Here is a 21,344-nt window from a genome sequence, read left to right as displayed (position 1 = left end):
TCAGCCGCGGGTCGCCCGGGAGCCGGCCCGCGGCGCCGCCGCGCTCTCGCGCACCACGAGCCGCGTCGGCACGATGCGGTCGTGCGACGGCGCGCGACCCTCGAGCATCTCCAGCAGCACCTGCATGGAGCGGCGGCCGATCTCGGTGAAGTCCTGGTGCACGGTCGTGAGCGGCGGCCAGAACGAGCTCGACTCCTCCGTGTCGTCGAAGCCGACCACGCTGATGTCCCCCGGCACGTCGCGGCCCAGCTCGTGCAGCGCGTGCAGGATCCCGAGGGCCATCTGGTCGTTCGCGGCCACGATGCCGGTGATGTCGGCGCGCTGCCCGAGCTCCTTCCCGATGCGGTAGCCGGACGCGGTGGTCCAGTCGCCCTGCGCGGGATCCTCCGGGGAGAGCCCGGCGTCGACCATCGTCGCGCGCCACTCCGCCGCGCGCCGGGCCGCGGAGTACGAGGTGGACGGGCCGGCGACGTGCACGATCGCGGTGTGGCCGAGGTCCAGCAGGTGCTGGGTGACGAGCCGCGTGCCCTGCTCCTGGTCGGTGTCGACGACCACGAACGGGTCGCCCGCGTCGGAGTCGATGATCACGACGGGCAGCCCCACGGGGATGATCACGTCGGCGCGGTCGAGCATGTGCGCCTCGATGATGATGACGACCCCGTCGACCGCCTCCTCCTGCAGACGGCTGAACGCGCCGGCCACCTCCCCCTCGGTGGGGTGCGGCACGGGCATCAGCGTGATCGTGTACCCGGCATCGGATGCGGCGGTGACGATCGCGTCGAGCGTGCGCATGTTCCCGAGGGTCGAGAGCGTGAACATGATGATGCCGATGCTGCGGAAGCGGCCGGTCTTCAGCGCCCGGGCCGCGCTGTTCGGCCGGTAGCCGAGCTCCGCCATCGCGTCGACCACGCGCTGGCGGGTCGAGGCCTCCACGTTCTGCGCGCCGTTGGACACGCGGGAGACGGTCTGGGCGGAGACGCCGGCGTGCGCCGCGACGTCCGCCATCGACACGGTGCGGCCGCCGGGCGTGCGCCGGCCGCCCGACTTGACGGCCGACGGTGGAGATGTCATGGTTGCGAGCATCACAGATGTTTGCGCAAACACCCAATCTTCTCGAGGTGGGTGACAGCCCTCCCCCGACGGGCTGATGGCGCCGCGATCCCCCGACGAAGTGGAAGCACATGACGACGATGTCGACCTCGGCCGCCCGGCCGACGGCGCCCGACGCGGCCCGCCCGAGCGGCGCCCCGATGCGACGCGACAAGCGACGCTGGACGGGGCTGTGGTTCGTGGCACCGTTCCTCGTGGTCTTCCTCGTCGTGCTCATCGCGCCCGTCGGCTACTCGATCTACCTCAGCCTGTTCCAGGAGCGGATGATCGGCGGCAACTCGTTCGTCGGCATCGACAACTACACGCGCGCCTTCCGGGACGCGCAGTTCTGGGAGGCGCTCGGCCGCGTCGCGCTGTTCCTCGTGGTGCAGGTGCCGATCATGCTGTTCGTCGCCCTCTTCGCGGCGCTCGCGCTCGACTCGGCCCGCCTCCACCTCACGGCGTTCTTCCGCATCTCGATCTTCCTGCCCTACGCCGTCCCCGCGGTCGTCGCGGCGCTCATGTGGGGCTTCATCTACGGCAACCGCTTCGGCCTCGTCGGCAACCTGGAGCAGGCCACCGGCTGGGACCTCCCCGACCTGCTCTCGCAGAGCTGGATCCTCGCGTCGATCGGCAACATCGTCACGTGGGAGTTCGTCGGCTACAACATGCTGCTGTTCTACGCGGCCCTCCGCGTCATCTCGCCCGACCTCTACGAGGCCGCCGAGCTCGACGGCGCGGGCCCGTTCCGCATCGTCACCGGCATCAAGCTGCCCGCCATCCGCGGTGCGCTGGTCATCGGCGTGATCTTCTCGATCATCGGCAGCTTCCAGCTCTTCAACGAGCCGAACATCCTGCAGACGCTGGCGCCGAACGGCATCAGCTCGTTCTTCACGCCGAACATGTACGCCTACAACCTGTCCTTCGCGGGACAGGAGTTCAACTACTCCGCCGCCATCGCGATCATCATGGGCGTCCTGACGATGGTGGTCGCCTACGTGGTGCAGCTCGTCGGCACCCGGAAGGACAGCTGACCGTGTCGACCCTCACCGGAACCCCCATCGCCGCGCCCGACGCCGGCACGCCCGTCCGCGACGCCCCCGCGGAGCGCTCCCCCAAGCGCCGCAAGAGCGCCGGCGCCCCGCGCGAGCGCCGCAGCATCGTGCTCACCATCGTGATGTCGCTGCTGCTGATCTACTCCGTGCTCCCGCTCTTCTGGCTCCTGGTCAACTCGACCAAGACGCAGGACGCGCTGTTCAGCTCGTTCGGCCTCTGGTTCTCGGGCGACTTCGCGCTGTGGGACAACATCCAGGGCGTGCTCACGTACGGCAACGGCGAGTTCGTCCGCTGGCTCGGCAACACGTTGATCTACGTGGTGGTCGGAGCGGGCGGCGCCACGCTGCTCGCCACCCTCGCGGGCTACGGCCTGGCGAAGTTCGACTTCCCGGGCAAGAAGATCGTGTTCGCGGTGGTGCTCGGCGCCGTCGCGATCCCGGGCACGGCCCTCGCGGTGCCGACCTTCCTGCTCTTCAGCCAGATGGGCCTCACGAACACCCCGTGGGCGATCATCCTGCCGTCGCTCATCAGCCCCTTCGGCCTCTACCTCATCTGGACCTACGCGGTCGACTCGGTGCCCACCGAGATCCTCGAGGCGGCCCGGATGGACGGCTCGAGCGAGCTCCGCACCTTCTTCACGATCAGCCTGCGGCTCCTCAGCCCCGGCCTCATCACGGTGCTGCTGTTCTCGATCGTCGCGACCTGGAACAACTACTTCCTGCCCCTGATCATGCTGAGCGACTCCCGCTGGTACCCCCTCACGGTGGGCCTCAACCAGTGGAACGCGCAGTCCACCACCGTGGGCGGCCAGCCGATCTACAACCTCGTCATCACGGGCTCGTTCCTCGCGATCATCCCCATCGTGATCGCGTTCCTCTTCCTCCAGCGCTACTGGCAGTCCGGCCTCTCGGCCGGCGGCGTCAAGGCGTAGCGCCCTCCGACAGCTCCACCGCACCTCCCCTCACCACCACGAAGAAGTGAAAGGCACCACCATGTCCATCTCGTTCCCCCCCAGGGCGAAGCGCGCCATCGCGCTCGGCCTCGGCATCGTCCTCGCGGGCTCGCTCGCGGCGTGCTCCTCCGGATCCGGCGGCGCCAGCGCCGACTCCGCCTCGGCCGACGACCTCGCCAAGGCCCTCGACACGCAGTCCTCCATCACCGTCTGGGGCTGGGCCCCGGCCATCAAGCCGATCGCCGAGGCGTTCGAGAAGGCGCACCCGAAGGTCACGGTCGACGTGCAGAACGTCGGCACCGGCGCCGACCAGTACACGAAGCTCCAGAACGCCATCAAGGCGGGCAAGGGCGCTCCCGACGTGGCGCAGATCGAGTACTTCGCGATCCCGCAGTTCGCGCTCGGCAAGTCCCTCGCCGACCTCTCGGGCTACGGCTACACGGACTTGAAGGACCAGTTCACGGCGTCCACCTGGAACGCGGTCACCGAGGGCGACGCCCTCTACGCGCTGCCGCAGGACTCGGGCCCGATGGCGATGTTCTACCGCCAGGACGTCTTCGACAAGTACCAGATCGCCGTCCCCACCACGTGGGACGAGTACGTGGCCGCGGCGGAGAAGATGCACGCCGCCGACCCGAACCAGTACATCACCAGCGACTCCGGCGACGCCGGCTTCACCACGAGCATGATCTGGCAGGCCGGCGGCAAGCCCTACAAGGTCGACGGCGACAAGGTCACCATCGACATGCAGGACGCGGGCGCCAAGAAGTACACGGCCATGTGGAACCAGCTCGTCGCCAACGGCTCGCTCGCCCAGACCCCCGGCTGGACCGACGAGTGGTTCCGCGGCCTCGGCGACGGATCCATCGCGACGCTGATCACCGGCGCCTGGATGCCCGGCAACCTCGAGGCGCAGGCCACCGCGGGCTCCGGCCAGTGGCGCGTCGCCCCGATGCCGCAGTACACCGCGGGCGACACCGCGACCGCGGAGAGCGGCGGATCCTCCATCGCCGTCATGCAGCAGTCGGCCAACAAGCTCGTCGCGGCGGAGTTCGCGAAGTTCACCACCGCGAACGAGGAGGGTCGCAAGATCTCCTTCGACGCCGGCGGCTTCCCCTCCACCACGGCGGACCTGAACAGCCCCGAGTTCCTGTCCGAGGCGCCCGAGTACTTCGGCGGCCAGAAGATCAACGAGGTGCTCAGCGCGGCCTCGAAGGAGGTCGTCCCGGACTGGCAGTACCTGCCCTTCCAGGTCTACACGAACAGCATCTTCAGCGACTCGGCCTCGTCGGCGTACTCCGCCGGCACCTCGCTCGACCCCGTCCTCGAGGCGTGGGGCAAGGCGGCTGCCGAGTACGGCCAGCAGCAGGGCTTCTCCGTCGACGTGAAGTAGCAGCACCCGCACGACGAGGGGAGGTGCGACGCGAGTCGCGCCTCCCCTCTCCCCTGCCATCCCGCACCCCTGAGGACACGACCATGCCCGGCCTCCCCGCCACCAGCACCCGCTTCCGCATCGGCGCCGACGACTTCGAGCTCGACGGCCGACCGCACCGCGTCATCGCGGGCGCGCTCCACTACTTCCGCGTGCACCCCGACCAGTGGGCCGACCGGATCCGCAAGGCCCGCCTCATGGGCCTCGACACCATCGAGACGTACGTCGCCTGGAACGCCCACTCCCCCGAGCGCGGCGCGTTCGACACGAGCGACGGCCTCGACCTCGGCCGCTTCCTCGACCTGGTGCACGCGGAGGGCATGCACGCGATCGTGCGCCCCGGCCCCTACATCTGCGCGGAGTGGGACGGCGGCGGGCTCCCCGGCTGGCTGTTCGAGGATCCCGCGGTGGGCGTCCGCCGCAGCGAGCCGCTGTACCTCGCGGCCGTCGACGAGTTCCTCCGCCGCGTGTACGAGATCGTCGCGCCGCGGCAGATCGACATGGGCGGGCCCGTGATCCTCGTGCAGATCGAGAATGAGTACGGCGCGTACGGCGACGACGCCGACTACCTCCGGCACCTCGTCGACCTCACGCGCGAGTCCGGCATCATCGTGCCGCTGACGACCGTCGACCAGCCCACCGACGAGATGCTCTCCCGCGGCAGCCTCGACGAGCTGCACCGCACGGGGTCCTTCGGCTCGCGCGCCACCGAGCGCCTCGCCACCCTGCGCCGCCACCAGCCGACCGGCCCGCTCATGTGCAGCGAGTTCTGGGACGGCTGGTTCGACCACTGGGGCGAGCACCACCACACGACCTCCGCGGCCGACGCCGCCGCCGAGCTCGACGCGCTGCTCGCCGCGGGCGCGTCCGTGAACATCTACATGTTCCACGGCGGCACCAACTTCGGCTTCACGAACGGCGCCAACCACAAGGGCACGTACCAGTCGCACGTCACCTCGTACGACTACGACGCCCCGCTGGACGAGACCGGATCCCCGAGCCCTAAGTTCTTCGCGTTCCGCGACGTGATCGCCCGCTACCGGTCCGTGCCCGACGAGGTGCCCGCGCAGCGCGGCGACGCGCCCGCGTTCCGGACGGCGTTCGACGCGGTCGTGCCGCTCGCGGACCTCGTGGCGGATCCCGCCGCCTGGCGCGCGACGCCCGCCGTGACGTCGATGGACGCGCTCGGCGTGTTCCGCGGGTTCGCGCTGCACCGCGTCGCGCTGCCCGCGTCCGACGATGGGCGCGTGCTGTCGTTCGGCGAGGTGCGCGACCGCGCCGTGGTGTCGGTGGACGGCGTACGCGTCGGCGTGATCCAGCGCGACCAGCACGAGACGGCGATCGCGGTGCCGCCCGGCCGGATGCTCGAGGTGCTCGTGGAGGACCAGGGGCGCGTGAACTACGGCGTGCGCATCGGCGAGGCGAAGGGCCTCATCGGGCCGGCGACGCTCGACGGCGAGGAGCTCACGGGCTGGGAGAGCCTGCCGCTCGACCTCGGCGCGATGGCCGCGGCGGTGGCGTCGGCGGCCGTCATCGCGGACGCGCCGCGCGGGGCCGAGGTGCCGGACGCGGATGCGTCGGCTGAGCCCGATGCGCCCGTCCGCTTCCTCGACGGGCCCGTGCTCGCGCACGCGTCGTTCGAGCTGGAGGCGCCCGCCGACCTCTTCCTCGACACGCGCTCGTGGGGCAAGGGCGTCGCGTTCGTCAACGGCTTCGCGCTCGGCCGCTACTGGACCCGCGGCCCGCAGCACACGCTCTACGTGCCGGGCGCGCAGCTCCGCGCGGGCCGCAACGACCTCGTCGTGTTCGAGACGGGTGCGGCGGCGGATCCGGTCGTGTCGTTCCTGGCGCAGCCGGAGCTGGGGCACCTGGAGCCGTAGCCGCGCGCGGCCGGAGCGCTCAGCTGACGAGCTTCTCGGCGACGAGGAGCTCGTGCACCGCGCGGCGCACGAGCTCCGCCTGCTCCAGCCCGCTGCGCCGCTCCAGCTCGCGGAAGGCCGCGGAGTCGGCGGCGGAGATGACGGCGCGGACGACCGACTCGGAGGCGGGGCTCGGGTCCGGGTCCGCGGTCGCGCGCTTCTCGGCGTCGTACCGCCGGGCATCCTCGATCGCCTTCTCGATGGCCTCCATGGATCCGTACTCGCGGAGCATGAAGGCGCGCCCGTAGGCGGCCGCGGCCTCGCCCGTCAGCGGCGGACCCATGGCCTCGACGGGGCGGTCGGGATCCGTGAGTCGCGTGGCGAGGGCTTCGTGCTCCTCATCCGTCATGTCGGCCATCCGGGTGCTCCTCTCGATAACGGCGGTACTTCGGGCCCAGCGGCATGGCGTGGAAGACGAGTGCCTCCCGCCGCGCTCCGGGGAACGTCCTCACCAGGATCTCCACCTCGCGCTCCGTCTGACCATGGGGGTGGCCGATGTAGAGCGTGATGCGTCCGCCATCAGGTTCCTCGCTGCGCAGGTGCTGGACGTAGTTCGGATGGAGGAGCACGTGGACCTGGTCGTCATGAGGAACGCCGTGCTTCTCGGACGAGGGCGCCCATCGCGGTGTCAGGGGAGCACCATGTCGGCGGGTGCGCGCCCAATGTAGCCGACCAGCGCATCCGGGGACCAGGGGCGGATCCGGACGTCGGGGAGGAGCCGACGCCCCGTGTGAGAGCGCGGGGAAGTGGGTACGGGCCCGGTGGCGCGCGAGCGCCGCCCGCCCGCGCCGCACCGCGCGGGCCGCCGAACCGCACGAGGAGACCTGTGACCACGGACACCGCACTCGCCCTGGATGCCCTGATCGACCCCGAGGAGCCCGAGGCCGGACCCGGGACGCTGCGGATCACGGATCCGCGCGACGGCTCGCCCGTGGGCGACATCGACGCGTCGAGCCCCGAGGAGGTGGACGCCGCGGTGCGCCGCTCGGTCGCCGCATCCGCCGCCTGGGCCGCGATGCCGCCCGCCCAGCGCGGACAGGCCGTGCGCCGTGCCGCCCACGCGCTCGCCGAGCACGCGGAGGAGCTCGCCGAGCTCAACGCGCGCGAGACCGGAAAGCCCATCGGCGACGCGCTCGGCGGCGTCGGCGCGGGCGTCGACACGCTGCTCCAGTACTCCGAGCTCGGGCCCGTGCACCGCGGGAGGTCGCTGCTCGGCACGCTCCCGAACGTCGACTTCTCGGTGCCGCGGCCGCGCGGGGTCACGGTCGCGCTCACGCCGTGGAACGATCCCGTCGCGGTCGCGGCCGGCATCATCGGCGCGGCGCTCGTGATGGGCAACACCGTGGTCCACAAGCCGAGCGAGCGCTGCCCGCACACCGGCGAGCTGCTCGGCCGGGTGCTCGCGGACGCGCTGCCCGAGGGCGTGCTCGTCTCCGTGGTCGGCGGCGGCGACGTGGGCGACCGGCTCGTCGCGCACGAGGACACGCAGGTGGTGGCGCACGTCGGATCCACCGCCGCGGGCGAGGCCATCGCGCGCCGCGCCGCCGGCACCCCCACCCACGTGATCCGCGAGAACGGCGGCAACGACCCGCTCCTCGTCGACGCCGGGGTGGACCCCGCGTGGGCCGCCGCGCAGGCCGCCCTCGGGTCCTTCGCCAACGCCGGCCAGATCTGCACCTCGGTCGAGCGGATCTACGTGCACGCCGCCATCGCCGACCGCTTCACCGCCGCGCTCGTCGCGGAGGCCGAGCGCTGGAACTCCTCCGGCGACCTCGGCCCGCTGGTCGACGAGCGCATGCGCGACGCCGTGCACGAGCAGATCGCGGAGGCGCTCACCGAGGGCGCCCGCGCGCTCGTCGGCGGGCGCGTGCCCGACGGCCCCGGATCCCGCTACCCCGCCACCGTGCTCGTCGACTGCACCGCCGACATGACCGTCATGACGGCCGAGACGTTCGGCCCCGTCGCGGCCGTGCAGGTCGTCGCGGACTTCGACGAGGCGCTCGCCCGCGCATCCGACGACCGGTACGGGCTCGCCGCGAGCGTGCTCACGGGATCGATGGAGCACGCCCAGCGGGCGGCCGCCGAGCTGCCGGTCGGCACGATCAAGGTCAACGGCGTCTTCGGCGGCGCACCCGGCGGCGCCGCGCAGCCCCGCGGGCGTAGCGGATCCGGCTTCGGCTACGGCCCCGAGCTCCTCGACGAGATGAGCACCACGACGGTCGTGCACCTCGGGCTGCCGGTGCTCGACGCGGGCGACGTCACCCCGGCCGAGGCATCCTCCGGCTCGGTCAGCACCGACGCGGGCGACGCGCGATGACCAGCGAGCTGCGCGGCATCATCGGCCTGCTCGCGGAGCGCCGGCCCACCGTCACGGTCATCGGCGACGTGATCCTCGACGAGTGGTGGCGCGGCCACAGCGACCGCATGACCCGCGAGGCGCCGGCACCCGTCGTGGACGTGACCGAGCGGATCCAGTCGCTCGGCGGCGCCGCGAACACCGCGGTGAACCTCGCGAGCCTCGGCGGCACCGTGCGGATGGTCGGCCTCGTCGGCCAGGACGCCGCGGGCGACCGCGTGCGCGACCTGCTGCTGGCGGCGGGCGTCGACGTGTCCGGCCTCGTGCACTCGCCGCGCCTGCGCACCACCACCAAGACGCGCATCGTGGGCGACGACCAGGTGATCGTCCGGGTCGACGACGTGCACCGCGGATCCGTGCACCGCGACGACGCGCGCGCCCTCGCCCGCGCCGCGCTGGAGGCCACCGCCGACGCGGACGCCGAGATCGTCTCCGACTACGGCACCGGCACGCTGCACGGCGTGGTGCTCGAGTCGCTCGCCGCGCGGTCGAGCCGCCCCGGCCTCACCGTGGTCGATGCGCACGATCCCGCCATGTGGGCGCCGCTCCGCCCCGACCTCATCACGCCGAACGCGGGCGAGACCGGCCGCCTGATCGATCGTCCGCTCGCGCGCGACGAGGACCGGGCCGCCGTCATCGCGGGGCTCGCCGACGCCGTGCTGGCCGCATCCGGATCCGCCACCGCCGTCGTCACGCTCGACCGCGACGGCACCGTGGTGCTCGGCGCGGGCGAGCCGTACCGCACGCGCGCGCATCCGGTGCCGGAGAAGCAGGCGTCCGGCGCGGGCGACACGTTCGTCGCCGCCCTCACGCTCGCGCGCGCCGTGGGCCTCCCGCTCCAGGTCAGCGCCGACTTCGCGCAGGCCGCGGCCGACGTCGTCGTGCGCCTCCCCGGCACGTCCGTGTGCTCCGCCGCGACCCTCGCCGACCACCTCGGCGAGACGCGCTCCCGCACCGTGTCGCAGGCGGAGCTCGTCGAGCTCGTGGCCGCCGAGCGCGCCGCGGGCCGCCGCATCGTCTTCACGAACGGCTGCTTCGATGTGCTGCACCGCGGCCACACGACCTACCTCCGGCAGGCCAAGCGGCTCGGCGACGTGCTCGTGGTGGCGCTCAACAGCGACGACTCCGTGCGGCGGCTGAAGGGATCCGACCGACCGGTGAACACCGCAGAGGACCGCGCGGGCGTGCTCGCCGAGCTCTCCTGCGTCGACGTGATCACCGTCTTCGACACCGACACCCCCATCCCGCTGCTCGAGGCGGTGCGGCCCGACGTCTACGCGAAGGGCGGCGACTACACGCCCGAGATGCTCGACGAGACCGCGGTCGTGCGCGGGTACGGCGGCGAGGTGTCGATCCTCGGCTACGTGCCCTCGCAGTCGACGAGCTCGATGGTGGACCGGATCCGCGCCTCCGCTCCCGACCCCGGGTTCACGCGGCGCGCGGGGACGGCGACGTCCGCGTCCGCCGCCCCGCCCGCCGGTCCCGACGCCGGGGCAGCCGCCCCCGAGACGGATCCGGAGCCCGCGCCGGGAGCTCCCCGGTGACCGCCGGCCGCAGCCGCCGCTGGTCGGGCGAGTGGGGCGCCGGCCGCGCGCCCGACGCGCCCGCGATCGACGTGCTCGTGCCCACCGCGGGCCGCACCGCCGAGCTCGCGGTGACGCTCTCGGGCCTCGCCGGGCAGGACGACCCGCCGTTCCGCGTGATCGTGAGCGACCAGTCGGACGGATCCCGCGCATCCGTCGAGCCGAGCGTGCAGGGCATGGTCCGCGTGCTCCGCGCGCAGGGCCGCGAGGTCGAGGTGGTCGCGCACCTGCCGCGTCGCGGGATCGCCGAGCACCGGGCGTCGCTGCTCGCGCGCGCCACGGCCGACGCCGTGCTGTTCCTCGACGACGACGTGTGGCTGGAGCCCGGCATGCTGCGGCGGATGCACGACGCCCTCGAGGCGCTCGACATCGGCTTCGTCGGCGCCGCCGTGCAGGGCCTCAGCTACCTCGACGACCGCCGCGCGCACGAGGCCGCCGCCTTCACCCCGTGGGGCGACGGGGTCGAGCCGGAGCGCATCCGCCGGGGCACCCCGGGCTTCGACCGCTGGCCGCTGCACAACGCCGCGAACCTCGCGCACATCGCCGCCGACCTCGACCTCGAGGTCGACACCTGGCTCGCGTACCGGATCGCGTGGGTCGGCGGCTGCGTGCTCTACCGGCGCCGCGCGCTGGTGGAGACGGGCGGCTTCGACTTCTGGGAGCTGCTGCCCGAGCGGCACTCCGGCGAGGACGTCGCGGCGCAGTGGCGCGTGATGGAGCGCTTCGGCGGCGCGGGCATCGTCCCGAGCGGTGCCGTGCACCTCGAGGCCCCGACCACGCTGCCCGTGCGTGAGGTCGACGCGTTCGACGTGCTGTTCGCGGCGGAGGCGGCGGAGCGGCCGGATGCGGCGGAGCGGCCGGATGCGCCGGATGCGCCGGAGCCGTCGGATCCCCAGGAAGAGCACCTAGGCGACGCGCCGCCGGAGGAGTCGACTCGATCCGTGGGCGGCGTGGACCTCCGCGCCGACCGCTCCTGATCACCGACGAGAGGACACCCCATGGCCATCAATCCCATCGAGCTCCAGAAGCACCTCAGCGGCCTCGACTACCCGGCGTCGAAGGACGCGATCGTGAAGAAGGCGGAGGAGTCGGGCGCCGACTCCGGCACGCTCGACGCGCTCCGGAAGATCGCCGACAAGGAGTACGACGCCCCGACCGCGATCAACCAGGCGGTATCCGACGCGAGCTGATCCGCTCCCGCACGACGCGACGGCCCCCCGTCCTCCTGGTGAGGACGGGGGCCGTCGTGCGTGGTGGGCCGCACTCAGGGTCGGTACTGCTGCGGCTTCTCGAACCCCATCGGGTCGCCGTTCGCCGGGTTCTGGCCGTCACCGGCCATGCGGCCCTTGCCGAGCACGTAGAGGATCCGCGACAGGGCGCGGCCGAGGAGGCGGAGGACGGGCATGTCCCGACCGTATCCGTCCCGCTCGGCGCGCAGGAAGGCGCCGGGCAGGATGGGGGCATGGACCACATCGACCCGCGCCGCATCGCCGCCGTGCTCGCCGACGCGGAGATGCGGGCCGCGTACGCGCGCGTCGTGCTCGGCTCCTCCCTCGGCGACGCCCTCGCGCACCTCTCCCCCGCCCGACGCACGAAGGCCGCACGCGCGCTCACCGGATCGGGGCTGGTGGCGGTCGCGGAGGACGACACCGCGACCGCGCCCGACGCCGTCTTCCGCGCGATCCTCGCCCAGCAGCCCGCGACCCCGCCCGCCCAGGGCGTCGAGCGCTTCCTCCGCGACGGCCGCATCGCGCAGTGGCCGGCCTCCCCGGCCGACCTCGACGCCCTGCTGCGGCACGTCGTCGCCCAGGTGCTGGATCCGGAAGAGGTCCTCGACGAGAAGGCCCTCACCGCGCGCCTGGTCCGCCTCACCGACGACCACGCGCTGCTCCGCCGCCACCTCGTGGACGCGGGCCTCGTGCTGCGGACGCGCTCGGGATCCGAGTACGCGCGGGCCGCGAACTGAGCTCGAAGCCCATCGGGTGCCATTCCGTGCCAGCCCGTCTCCGTCGGAGGCTGCATGTAACGTCCGGGCGGTGGCTCTGCTGGAGACCGACTCCCAGCACGCCGGCCGTCTCGGTCCCGGTGAGCCCTCCGACGAGAGAGTGAGGACGATGATGTCGCCTTCTAGCCGAATGGGCGATGCCCCGCACGTGGAGTTCAGGGGAGAAGCATGACGCCGCCGGTGATCGCGACGCTCCTGGCCGCGCTGACCGCCGCGTTGAGCTTGATCTGGACGGTCATCTACCAACTCCTGATACTCAAGGGCCGACGTCAGCCGGACCGGACCGTGGAGGCCGGTCGCAACCTCGAACTGATGCGCAGCCTCGGCACGGGTGGTATGGACCCCCATCTGGATCAGCGGGAAGCTCAGCGCATACACGAGGCAGAGATCCACAAGCTCGAGCAGACAGTGCGGATCAGCGCCGCGAGGTTCGCGGTCCAGGCGCTCCCCGTGGAGCCAGCCCGCGGACCGTGGCTCCTGATGGGATTCGTGAGTGCGATCCTCTTCGGGACGGGCGTCGCGATCTTGATCACCTCACGCGCGCGACCAGATCCCGCTGATCATCTCTACGACGTGATCTCCGGCCTGATCCTCTACGTCGTCGGGATCACGGGTTGTCTGCTCGTCTTCACCCGGTTGTCGACTCGTCACCTGGACCGGATGGTGTTGGATCAGGCCGGGATCGAAGCACGGAGGCGCCAGGTCTCGGTCCGGGACTCGCTCACGTCCTGGAGGACGCACCGTGCTGCCCGTCGCCTACGTCTAGCGCGAATGGCGACGCGCAAGACCAGTCCCGAGGCGAAACAGCGCATCGGGACCTTCCACAGAGACGAAGACGCCTGATCCTCCGCGGAGCGACCGCTCGGGCAGGATCCAGCTCACCTCAGGCCCCGCCCGCGTACCGCACGCACACCGCCGTCACGTCGTCGCCGACGCGCACGCCGGCCACCGCGTCGTGGATGCGCTGCACCGTCTCCGCGGCGTCGGCCGCGTCCCGCACGAGCTCCACGAGCGGCACGACCGAGTCGAGCGAGCCGTCGAAGAGGTCGAGGGCGCCGTCGGTGAAGGCGAGGAGGCGGTCGCCCGGGCGGAGCTCGCCCGCGGCCGTCGTCCAGGTGGCGTCCGGCACGACGCCGAGCGGCAGCCCGAGGGCCGGCAGCGTCTCGTGCGACCCGTCCGCGCGGAGCACCAGGGTGAGGCCGTGGCCGCCGTCGGCGTAGGCGAAGGCGCCGGTGGATCCATCGACCCGGCAGTGCAGGAAGGTCGCGAACGTCTCGGTCGCGTCGAGGTCGGTCTGGAGCTGCGCCTGCACGGCGCTCACGGTGCGCTGGACGTCGGCTCCCCGGTGCGCCTGGAAGCCGGAGCGGACGGCCGAGGCGAGGATCGCCGCGCCCGCGCCCTTGCCCATCACGTCGGCGAGGGTCACGTGGAGGCCGTCGGCGTCCTCGCCCCAGGAGTAGAAGTCGCCGCCGACGCCGCGCGACGGGATGCTGATCCCGGCCAGCTCGAAGTCGGGCCAGAGCGGCCGGTCGACGGGCAGGAGCCGCCGCTGGATCTCCCCGGCCGCCTCCTCGTCCGCGCTGTCGCGGAGCTCGCGCTCCACCCACGCGCCCATCTCGTCGAGCAGCTTCTCCTGCGCGGGGTCGAGGTCGCGCGGCTCGGTGTCGACGAGGCACAGCGTGCCGACGGTCTGGCCGCCCGCGCGGAGCGGCCGCCCGGCGTAGAAGCGGATGTGCCGCGGCCCGGTGACCGTGGTGCGCTCGGCGAAGCGCGCGTCCCGGGTGGCGTCCGGCACGACGAGGAGGTCGGGCGAGCGGATGGTCACGTCGCAGAACGACTGCGTGCGGTCGGAGAGCAGCGAGACCCCGTGCGGCTGCGGCGACTTCGTGAACTGGTCGGTGTCGGCCACCAGGTTGATCTCGGCCACGGGCACGTCGAACATCTCGCGCGCGATGCGGGTGACGCGGTCGAAGCGCTCCTCGGCCGCGGATCCGACGAGCCGCAGGTCGTGCACGGCCCGCAGGCGCACCAGCTCGTCCTCGGCTCCGAGCGCCGCGGGCATCTCGGTGGACCGGCCGGACGGAGGCGAGCCGACCGAGCGCGCGACGGGTTGCTGCATGGTCATGTCGTCGTCCCCCTGCGTGTCCCGGCGCCGGCCGCACCGGACGGGAGACCCGACCGGCGCACGATCCCCCCGGATCCGGGCGCCTGGGCCGAGTGTACGTGCGCGTCCTGGGCGTGGACCGAGCCCGGACGACCCGTCTCCGGGGGCCTCACGCCTCCCGGCGGAGGACCAGCACGGTCACGTCGTCCGGGTTCTCCTGGCCGGCGGCGAGCGCCGTGATCCGCTCCACGAGCTCCTCCGCGGACGCCGACTCGCGCGCCAGCTCGGCCACCCGGTCGACCGCGCCGAGGGTGCCGTCGTAGAGGTCGAGCACGCCGTCGCTGAAGGTCACGATGAGGTCGCCGGGGTCGAGTCGCAGCGCGTGCGACCTCCAGCCCGAGGCGCCGGGCACGCCCACCGGCAGGTCGGCCGACTCGAGGCGCTCGTGCGACCCGTCCGCGCGGACCAGCGCGGTGAGCCCGTGGCCCGCATCCGCGTAGAGCACGGTGTGGTCCTCGGCGCGCACGCGGGCGTGGAAGACCGTGGCGAACGTCGAGGTCTCGCCGAGCTCCGCGGTGAAGCAGTCGGCGGTGCGCTCGATGGCGACGACCGGATCCGGCACGTTCTTCGCGCTGCGCACGACCGCGCGCGCGGTGGCCGCGATGATCCCGGCGCCCATGCCCTTGCCCATGACGTCGCCGAGCGTGAACGCCAGGCCCTCCTTCACGGGGTACCAGTCGAAGAAGTCCCCGCCCACGGCCTTCGACGGCAGGCACGCGCCGGCGACCTGGTAGCCGGGCAGCGGCACGAGCGCCTTGGGCAGGAGGGCCTGCTGCACGACGGAGGCGCGCCGCATCTCCTCCTGGCTCGCGCGCTCGCGGGCGCGCGACGCCTCGAGGCTCAGCCGCGTGAGCCGCGACAGCTCGTTGACGACGAAGGCGGCGAGCGCGAAGGCCACGGCGCTGTAGAAGCCGCGCCACAGCTCGTTCGCGTTCTGCTCGCCGAGCTCGAGGAGGAGCGGGAGGCCGAAGGTCACGTAGACGCCGACGAACGCGACGAGCACGTTCCACCGGCCGGGGTTCAGGCCGAACCAGACCACGGGGAGGATCACGAGGGTCCCGTAGATGGAGGCGTTCTCGCCCGTCGCGATCCGCAGCACGCCGATGGCGACCATGTCGAGCGCGGGCACGAGGTTCGTGAGGCGGGCGCGTTCCCGGCGCAGCGCGACGGCGGCGGCCAGCAGGGTCGCGAGCGCGACCAGCGCGATGGAGATCAGGAGGGCGCGCGGCGAGGTGACGGTGAGGGTCGGCACGGCGAGGGTCATCACCACGGCGAGCCCGAACATCGCGACCATCGGCAGCTGCTTGACGAGCGCGGTCGGGCCCGCCGGACCGATCGCCCGCGGACCCGTCTGCGGCACCCATGCCATGCGCTCGACCCAGGCGGGCGCCGGACGCGAGGAGAAGACGCGCGGCAGCTTGAACGGCGTGCTCACGCCGGCGACCCGGCGGCGCCGTCGACCTCCGGCTCGGCGCGCGTGCGCCGGACGCTCCAGACGTTCTCGGCGCCGACGCGCTCGTAGGAGAGGTCGTCGCAGAGCAGCTGGACCATCGCGAGGCCGCGGCCGGACTCGGCGTCCTCGCCGGGCATCTCGCGCGGGGTGAGGCGGAAGTCGCCGGGCTCGGATCCGTCGCGCAGCCGCGCGCTCATCGTGCCGGCGTCGACGGTGACGCTCACCTCGCACGTGACGCCCTGGCCGTGGTCGGCGTGCTCGATGACGTTGGAGGCCAGCTCGATGAGGGCCGTCTCGAACGCCATGCGGTCGAGGGCGCCGATGTCGGGACGCTCGTCCCAGAGGCGGGCGATGAAGCCGTGCACGGCGTCGACGTCCTGGCCGGGCGAGCGGAGGGTCAGCGACCGCGTGGTCTCAGTCACGGTACGCGGCTTCGGACGTGGGCGACGCGATCAGCACGCGGTCGAGGTTCGACAGCTGCAGCACCATCGCGACCTGGGGTCCCGGGGCCGACAGCCGCAGGTCGCCGCCGGCGTCGCGGGCCGACTTGAGGCCGGCGATGAGCGCCCCCAGCCCGGACGAGTCGATGAAGTCGACCTCGGCGAGGTCCACCACGATCCGGGACGCCCCGCCGGCGAGCGCGTCGTGGACGGCCTCCCGGAGCTCCGGGGCCGAGGCCATGTTGAGCATGCCCGTCACGGCGACGACGGTGACGTCGTCCTCCCGGCGTGCGGTGGCGGTCGTGAACGCCATGGATCCCCCTCGCTTCGGACGCTGCGCCGGCGTCGGCATCCCCCCGGACGCGACGACGGTCCGTGCCCGGTCCGCGCAGTGCCCTGCGCTGATCCCCGGCATCCGTCCGGGCACATCCTCCCACAATCGAGGAAATACGATGAGGGGACGAAGGGTTCCGGATGGTGTCCGTGGAGCGCATCCGGCTGGCGACGGCCGGGCGCACGCGGCAGTGTCGCTCCGGGATCCCCCACCCGCCGAGCACGGCCCCCGGCCGCACGAGGAGACGACCGTGTCGACCGCACCCGAGCACGTCCCGACCGAGCGCCGCATCACGCGGCAGGCCATCGAGACCTCCATCGCGATGGCGTGGAACGCCGAGGGCGAGGTGCGCGGCCTGCCGCCGCTCGCCTGGCAGCTCGGCGGCCTGTGGGAGGGCATCCACTTCGCGGGCGACGCCGACGCGTACGCCCCCGAGCTGCGGCGCGAGATCGTCGAGTCGTGGATCGCGGGCCTCGGCCTCGCGGACGCCATCGACCTCACCGACGGCCCGCTCGCCCGCTCCGGCGACGACATGGTGTGGACGGGCGCGCTCGACGACGTGGTGTTCCAGCTGCGCTATCCGGCGACGGACGCGGATCCGGCCTGCTGAGCGGCGCGTGCGGAGCCGCGCTCGCGCCACCCGGATCCGTCGCGCTCCAGCTCGATGAGCTGCCCGTTGGCCCACACCAGCGAGCGCGTGAGCGCCGGCGAGCGCCCGAGCGCCGAGAGGTAGAGCACGCGCAGCAGGTAGCCGTGCGCGACCACGAGCGTGGTGCGCGGATCCGCCGCGACGTCGTCGAGGACCGCCCGCGCCCGGATCGCGGCCGCCGCCCACGTCTCGCCGCCGCCGGGCGCCGCGGGCTCGCCGTCCTCGCCCGTGAGCCAGGCCGCGAACGCCGCCCCGTGCACGGGGCCGCGCAGCTCGTCGCGCGTGATCCCCTCGAAGCCGCCGAAGTCGAGCTCCACCAGCTCGGCCCGCGGCTCGGGCACCACGCCCGGCGCGACGCCCTGCTCCTGCAGGATCCGCGCGGTGCTGCGGGCGCGCGACAGCGTGCTCACGAGGATCCGCTCCACGCCCTCCCCGCGCAGCCGCGCCGCGAGGGGCGCGAGCTGCTCCGCCGCGTCGTCGTCGACGTCGATGTCGGTGCGCGAGTCGTACCGGTACTCGCGGTTCCAGGGCGTCGGCGCGTGCCGGGTGAGGAGCAGGCGCGCGGGGGCGGCCGGGGAGGTCTGCATGGGTCCATCCAACCGGGATCTCACCCGCGGCTGTGCGCCGCCGCCCGGGCCCGGTCGTCGTGCCGGGCCCGGACTAGCGTCGCAGGGGATGACCAGGAGCCGCACCCGCGCCGCGTCGCCCGGCGTGCGCATCGCCTTCGCCGCCGCGAGCGCCGCGTACCTCGCGAACTGCGCCATCGGGATCGCCGCGGCCACCCGGATCCTGCCGCCGCGCCCCGAGCTCCGCCTCCACCACCGCGCGTACCTGCTCACGAGCACCCTCACCGCGGTCGCGCTGGCCGTCGCGCTCCGGGCAGCCGCCCCCGGCCGCGCCACCGGCCGTCGCGCCGCGCTCCGGCTCGCCCCCGCCCTGATCCCGCTCGCCGCGCTCCCCGCCGCCGGCACGCGCACCCGCCGGCACCCCGCCGTCGCCCTGACCGCCGCGCCCTGGTACGCCTGGGGCACCCTCACCGCCTGGAGATGAACGTGGAGTTCCTCGACGTCCTGCGCGCCCGGAAGACCACCAACGGCGCCTTCCTGCCCGATCCCGTGAGCGAGGAGCACCAGCGGCTCCTGATGGAGGTCGCGGGCCGCGCGCCGTCGCAGCTCAACAGCCAGCCGTGGCGCTTCGTGCTGATCGAGGAGCGCGACACCATCGAGCGCATCGCGGACATCAGCGGCGAGAGCATGACCGAGACGATGTCGAACGGCACGTTCTTCGAGCGCTACAAGCACCACTTCCGCTTCTCGCAGGAGGAGATGGACCGGCGCCGCGACGGCATGCTCTTCGACAGGCTGCCCGCGCCGCTGCGCCCCTTCACGAAGCAGGCCTTCACGCCGCGCGGCCAGGGGCTCATGAACGCGCTCCGGGTGCCGCAGACGCTCGGCCGCGAGAACCGGCGGCTCGTCGCGGGCAGCCCGCTGCTCATCGGCGTGATGCTCGACCGCGCCGAGGACCGCCCCGAGTCCCTCGCATCCTTCTACTCGACGTTCTCGCTGGGCGCGGCGATGGAGAACGTGTGGCTGACGACCGTGGAGCTCGGCATGGGGATCCAGTTCATCTCGTTCCCGATGGAGATCCGCGCGCAGTGGACCCGCGTCGAGGAGCTGCTCCGCGTGCCGCCGGAGCTCCAGCTCATGGCCGTCTACCGGCTCGGCTATCTGCCGCCGGAGGCCCGCCGCCCCGCGATCGACTGGTCGAGCCGCGAGCGCAAGCGCCCCTCGCAGTACGTGTTCCGCGGCACGTGCGACACCCCGCAGGAGGGGTGGGACGAGCCCGCCGAGCCCGGCCGCCCCGTCGACCGGAGCTGACGCGTGGCCGACGACGGCTGGGTGCGCGGATCGGGGATCCAGACGCCCGCCGCGTCCTACGACCCCGACGGCCGCTTCACCCACCTGAACTTCCCCGGCAGCCTCGACCACGCCCCGCGCCTGGTCGAGGACCCGCAGAGCGCCCGCACGCTCCCCGGCTGACGCGCGCCCGCGGGCTGCCCTTGCCCCGCCGCCGCCCGACCGCCTAGGTTGCCAGGCGTACCCCGTCGCGACCCGACGCCTCCGGTGCGGCCGACACACCGGCCGGTCGGTCCGGCCGCGGACACGGGGGCTCCCCGCCTGGAAGTCGGACCGATGCGCCTCACCCCCGGTACTGCGCCCCTCGCGCAGCAGCTGATCACGCACTGACGACCCCCGCGCGCGCCCGCATCCCCGGGCCGCGCCCTCCGCCTCGGCGGACCGGTGGTCGTCGTGCACCCGCATCGACCCACCGGGACGGCCCATGCCCTTCGCACCCTCCATCACGCTCGACCGCTGCACCTTCGCCTGGCCGGACGGCGCGCTCGTCCTCGACTCCGCCAGCGCGCGGTTCGGCCGCGGCACGACCGGCCTCGTCGGCCGCAACGGCGCCGGCAAGTCCACGCTCGTCCGGCTCGTCGTCGGCGACCTCGCGCCCGCATCCGGATCCATCGCCACCAGCGGACCGGTCGACCACCTTCCGCAGCGGCTCCGCACCGGCCCCGACGACACGGTCGCCGACCTCCTCGGGGTGCGCGCCCGGCTCCGGGCCCTGCGCGCGATCCTCGACGGGGATCCCGACCCGGCGCACTTCGACGCGCTCGGCGACGAGTGGGAAGTGGAGTCCCGCGCGGCCGCGGCGCTCCGCGACGTCGGTCTCGCCGAGGACGACCTCGACCGCCCCGTCGCGACCCTCTCCGGCGGGCAGGCCGTGCTCGTCGCGATCAGCGGGGTGCGCCTCCGCGGCCGGCCCGTCGCGATCCTCGACGAGCCGACCAACAGCCTCGACGGCCGGGCGCGCGGGATCCTCCTCGACCTCGTCGACGGCTGGCGCGGCGCACTGGTCGTCGTCAGCCACGACCGCGAGCTGCTCGAGCACGTGGACGAGGTGGCCGAGCTCCGGGACGGCCGGATCACCGTGACCGGCGGCGCGTTCCCGGAGCACGAGGAGCGCGTGGCCGGTGAGCAGGCGGCGGCCGAGCGGCGGATCCGCGCGGCCGAGCACGCGCACCGCGCCGAGCGCCGTCAGCGCATCGAGGCCGAGACGACGATCGCCCGCCGCGCGAAGGCCGGGGCGCGGGCGAGCGGGTCGATGCCGCGGATGGCCGCGAACGAGCGCCGGAAGCACGCGGAGGCGACGGCGGGGCGCCTCCACCGGGCCCACGCGGACGCCGAGCGGCAGGCGGCGGACGCGGTCGCCGAGGCCGAGTCGCACCTCCGGGAGGATGCGCCCCTGCGGCTCGACCTGCCGGATCCCGGGCTCCCCGCCTCCCGACGCGTCGCCGAGATCACGGTCCGAGGCAGCGCACGCGTGCTGCGGGGGCCGGAGCGCATCGCGATCACGGGCGCGAACGGGGTGGGCAAGTCCACGCTGCTCGCGCAGCTCGTCGGGGCACCCGACGCACGTGAGCACCCGCTGCCCGACACCCGCGCCGTCGCCCTGACGGATCGGATCGCGTACCTCCCGCAGGGACGCGACGGGCTCGACGACGACCGCACCGTGCTGGAGAACGTGCGCCGGGCCGCGCCCGACGTGCCGCCCCGTGACCTGAGGAACCGGCTCGCGCGATTCCTCATCCGCGGCGACGCCGTCGACCGCCCGGCCGCGTCGCTCTCCGGCGGGGAGCGCTTCCGGGTGGCGCTCGCGGGGCTGCTGCTGGCGGATCCGCCGCCGCAGCTCCTCGTGCTCGACGAGCCGACGAACGACCTCGACATGGCGGGCATCGACCGCCTCGTCGAGGCGCTCCGTGCCCACCGTGGCGCGCTCGTCATCGTCAGCCACGACCGGACGGTGCTCGACCGCCTCGACCTCGACGAGAGGATCGAGCTCGAGTGA

The 21,344-nt window shown here is 73.4% G+C and carries 24 protein-coding genes; 15 read left to right on the top strand and 9 right to left on the bottom strand.

Features of this window, described 5'->3' with window-relative positions; genetic code table 11:
• Positions 1–1,071, bottom strand: coding sequence for a LacI family DNA-binding transcriptional regulator (locus tag PED38_RS11395; RefSeq protein ID WP_270981335.1), 1,071 nt, complete (start codon positions 1,069–1,071; stop codon positions 1–3).
• Positions 1,072–1,181: 110 nt separating this feature from the next.
• Between PED38_RS11395 and PED38_RS11390 the strand changes: the two genes are divergently transcribed.
• From PED38_RS11390 to PED38_RS11375, 4 genes are all read left to right on the top strand, one after another.
• The gene (locus tag PED38_RS11390; protein WP_063071593.1) at positions 1,182–2,123 is read left to right on the top strand and encodes a carbohydrate ABC transporter permease; all 942 of its coding nucleotides are present in this window, start codon (positions 1,182–1,184) and stop codon (positions 2,121–2,123) included.
• A 2-nt stretch (positions 2,124–2,125) separates the two neighbouring features.
• Complete coding sequence (locus tag PED38_RS11385; protein WP_270981334.1) at positions 2,126–3,076, top strand: carbohydrate ABC transporter permease; 951 nt, start codon at positions 2,126–2,128, stop codon at positions 3,074–3,076.
• A gap of 61 nt (positions 3,077–3,137) precedes the next feature.
• Complete coding sequence (locus PED38_RS11380; RefSeq protein ID WP_270981333.1) at positions 3,138–4,490, top strand: ABC transporter substrate-binding protein; 1,353 nt, start codon at positions 3,138–3,140, stop codon at positions 4,488–4,490.
• An 83-nt stretch (positions 4,491–4,573) separates the two neighbouring features.
• Positions 4,574–6,409: a glycoside hydrolase family 35 protein gene (locus PED38_RS11375; protein WP_270981332.1), complete on the top strand. Its 1,836-nt coding sequence runs from the start codon at positions 4,574–4,576 to the stop codon at positions 6,407–6,409.
• A gap of 19 nt (positions 6,410–6,428) precedes the next feature.
• Here the strand turns inward: PED38_RS11375 and PED38_RS11370 are convergent, their stop codons facing one another.
• Together PED38_RS11370 and PED38_RS11365 are read right to left on the bottom strand one after the other, a co-directional pair.
• Positions 6,429–6,806, bottom strand: coding sequence for a hypothetical protein (locus PED38_RS11370; protein ID WP_270981329.1), 378 nt, complete (start codon positions 6,804–6,806; stop codon positions 6,429–6,431).
• A complete protein-coding gene (locus tag PED38_RS11365; RefSeq protein WP_063071588.1) occupies positions 6,787–7,017 on the bottom strand; it encodes a hypothetical protein in 231 nt (76 codons plus the stop codon). The genes PED38_RS11370 and PED38_RS11365 overlap by 20 nt, the downstream gene beginning before the upstream one ends.
• A 257-nt stretch (positions 7,018–7,274) precedes the next feature.
• Here PED38_RS11365 and PED38_RS11360 point away from each other — a divergent pair, with 257 nt between their 5' ends.
• Genes PED38_RS11360 through PED38_RS11345 form a run of 4 tightly spaced genes read left to right on the top strand, consistent with a single transcriptional unit; the run spans position 7,275 to position 11,577 of the window.
• Complete coding sequence (locus PED38_RS11360) at positions 7,275–8,765, top strand: aldehyde dehydrogenase family protein (protein ID WP_270981325.1); 1,491 nt, start codon at positions 7,275–7,277, stop codon at positions 8,763–8,765.
• Positions 8,762–10,348 (top strand): D-glycero-beta-D-manno-heptose 1-phosphate adenylyltransferase, encoded by a 1,587-nt coding sequence (gene rfaE2, locus PED38_RS11355; RefSeq protein ID WP_270981324.1) that lies wholly within the window; start codon positions 8,762–8,764, stop codon positions 10,346–10,348. The genes PED38_RS11360 and rfaE2 overlap by 4 nt, the downstream gene beginning before the upstream one ends.
• The gene (locus PED38_RS11350) at positions 10,345–11,364 is read left to right on the top strand and encodes a glycosyltransferase family 2 protein (protein ID WP_270981321.1); all 1,020 of its coding nucleotides are present in this window, start codon (positions 10,345–10,347) and stop codon (positions 11,362–11,364) included. The genes rfaE2 and PED38_RS11350 overlap by 4 nt, the downstream gene beginning before the upstream one ends.
• 21 nt (positions 11,365–11,385) lie before the next feature.
• On the top strand, positions 11,386–11,577 hold the full coding sequence (locus PED38_RS11345) for a DUF2795 domain-containing protein (protein WP_063071585.1): 192 nt from the start codon (positions 11,386–11,388) through the stop codon (positions 11,575–11,577).
• A gap of 74 nt (positions 11,578–11,651) precedes the next feature.
• Here the strand turns inward: PED38_RS11345 and PED38_RS11340 are convergent, their stop codons facing one another.
• Positions 11,652–11,792, bottom strand: coding sequence for a hypothetical protein (locus tag PED38_RS11340; RefSeq protein ID WP_175345489.1), 141 nt, complete (start codon positions 11,790–11,792; stop codon positions 11,652–11,654).
• A 57-nt stretch (positions 11,793–11,849) separates the two neighbouring features.
• Here PED38_RS11340 and PED38_RS11335 point away from each other — a divergent pair, with 57 nt between their 5' ends.
• Both PED38_RS11335 and PED38_RS11330 read left to right on the top strand, forming a co-directional pair.
• On the top strand, positions 11,850–12,353 hold the full coding sequence (locus tag PED38_RS11335) for a DUF2087 domain-containing protein (RefSeq protein ID WP_270981318.1): 504 nt from the start codon (positions 11,850–11,852) through the stop codon (positions 12,351–12,353).
• 207 nt (positions 12,354–12,560) lie between these two features.
• Entirely contained in the window at positions 12,561–13,235 is a 675-nt protein-coding gene (locus tag PED38_RS11330) for a hypothetical protein (RefSeq protein ID WP_270981317.1), read from the top strand.
• 40 nt (positions 13,236–13,275) lie between these two features.
• Here PED38_RS11330 and PED38_RS11325 read toward each other — a convergent pair whose 3' ends face one another.
• The 4 genes from PED38_RS11325 to PED38_RS11310 all read right to left on the bottom strand — a co-directional run bounded on the left by PED38_RS11325 (position 13,276) and on the right by PED38_RS11310 (position 16,762).
• Positions 13,276–14,511 (bottom strand): PP2C family protein-serine/threonine phosphatase, encoded by a 1,236-nt coding sequence (locus tag PED38_RS11325; RefSeq protein WP_270981316.1) that lies wholly within the window; start codon positions 14,509–14,511, stop codon positions 13,276–13,278.
• Between the two features lie 154 nt (positions 14,512–14,665).
• Complete coding sequence (locus tag PED38_RS11320) at positions 14,666–15,991, bottom strand: PP2C family protein-serine/threonine phosphatase (protein WP_063071582.1); 1,326 nt, start codon at positions 15,989–15,991, stop codon at positions 14,666–14,668.
• Positions 15,988–16,431, bottom strand: coding sequence for an ATP-binding protein (locus PED38_RS11315; RefSeq protein ID WP_063071581.1), 444 nt, complete (start codon positions 16,429–16,431; stop codon positions 15,988–15,990). The genes PED38_RS11320 and PED38_RS11315 overlap by 4 nt, the downstream gene beginning before the upstream one ends.
• Positions 16,424–16,762, bottom strand: coding sequence for an STAS domain-containing protein (locus PED38_RS11310; RefSeq protein WP_063071580.1), 339 nt, complete (start codon positions 16,760–16,762; stop codon positions 16,424–16,426). Before PED38_RS11310 ends, PED38_RS11315 begins: the two co-directional genes overlap by 8 nt.
• A gap of 271 nt (positions 16,763–17,033) precedes the next feature.
• Here PED38_RS11310 and PED38_RS11305 point away from each other — a divergent pair, with 271 nt between their 5' ends.
• Positions 17,034–17,393, top strand: coding sequence for a hypothetical protein (locus PED38_RS11305; protein ID WP_063071579.1), 360 nt, complete (start codon positions 17,034–17,036; stop codon positions 17,391–17,393).
• Here the strand turns inward: PED38_RS11305 and PED38_RS11300 are convergent.
• Entirely contained in the window at positions 17,360–18,019 is a 660-nt protein-coding gene (locus PED38_RS11300) for a histidine phosphatase family protein (RefSeq protein ID WP_270981315.1), read from the bottom strand. The genes PED38_RS11305 and PED38_RS11300 overlap by 34 nt on opposite strands.
• Positions 18,020–18,107: 88 nt before the next feature.
• Here PED38_RS11300 and PED38_RS11295 point away from each other — a divergent pair, with 88 nt between their 5' ends.
• The 4 genes from PED38_RS11295 to PED38_RS11280 all read left to right on the top strand — a co-directional run bounded on the left by PED38_RS11295 (position 18,108) and on the right by PED38_RS11280 (position 21,344).
• A complete protein-coding gene (locus tag PED38_RS11295) occupies positions 18,108–18,482 on the top strand; it encodes a hypothetical protein (RefSeq protein WP_270981314.1) in 375 nt (124 codons plus the stop codon).
• A 2-nt stretch (positions 18,483–18,484) separates the two neighbouring features.
• Positions 18,485–19,309, top strand: coding sequence for a nitroreductase family protein (locus tag PED38_RS11290; protein ID WP_063071576.1), 825 nt, complete (start codon positions 18,485–18,487; stop codon positions 19,307–19,309).
• A 3-nt stretch (positions 19,310–19,312) separates the two neighbouring features.
• A complete protein-coding gene (locus tag PED38_RS11285) occupies positions 19,313–19,471 on the top strand; it encodes a hypothetical protein (protein WP_270981313.1) in 159 nt (52 codons plus the stop codon).
• 301 nt (positions 19,472–19,772) lie between these two features.
• The gene (locus PED38_RS11280; RefSeq protein WP_270981311.1) at positions 19,773–21,344 is read left to right on the top strand and encodes an ABC-F family ATP-binding cassette domain-containing protein; all 1,572 of its coding nucleotides are present in this window, start codon (positions 19,773–19,775) and stop codon (positions 21,342–21,344) included.

The organism is Clavibacter sp. CT19 (assembly GCF_027858075.1).
GTDB lineage: Bacteria > Actinomycetota > Actinomycetes > Actinomycetales > Microbacteriaceae > Clavibacter > Clavibacter tessellarius_A.
Note: the sequence above shows the minus strand (reverse complement) of the source record. Positions and strands in the feature narration are given on the sequence as shown.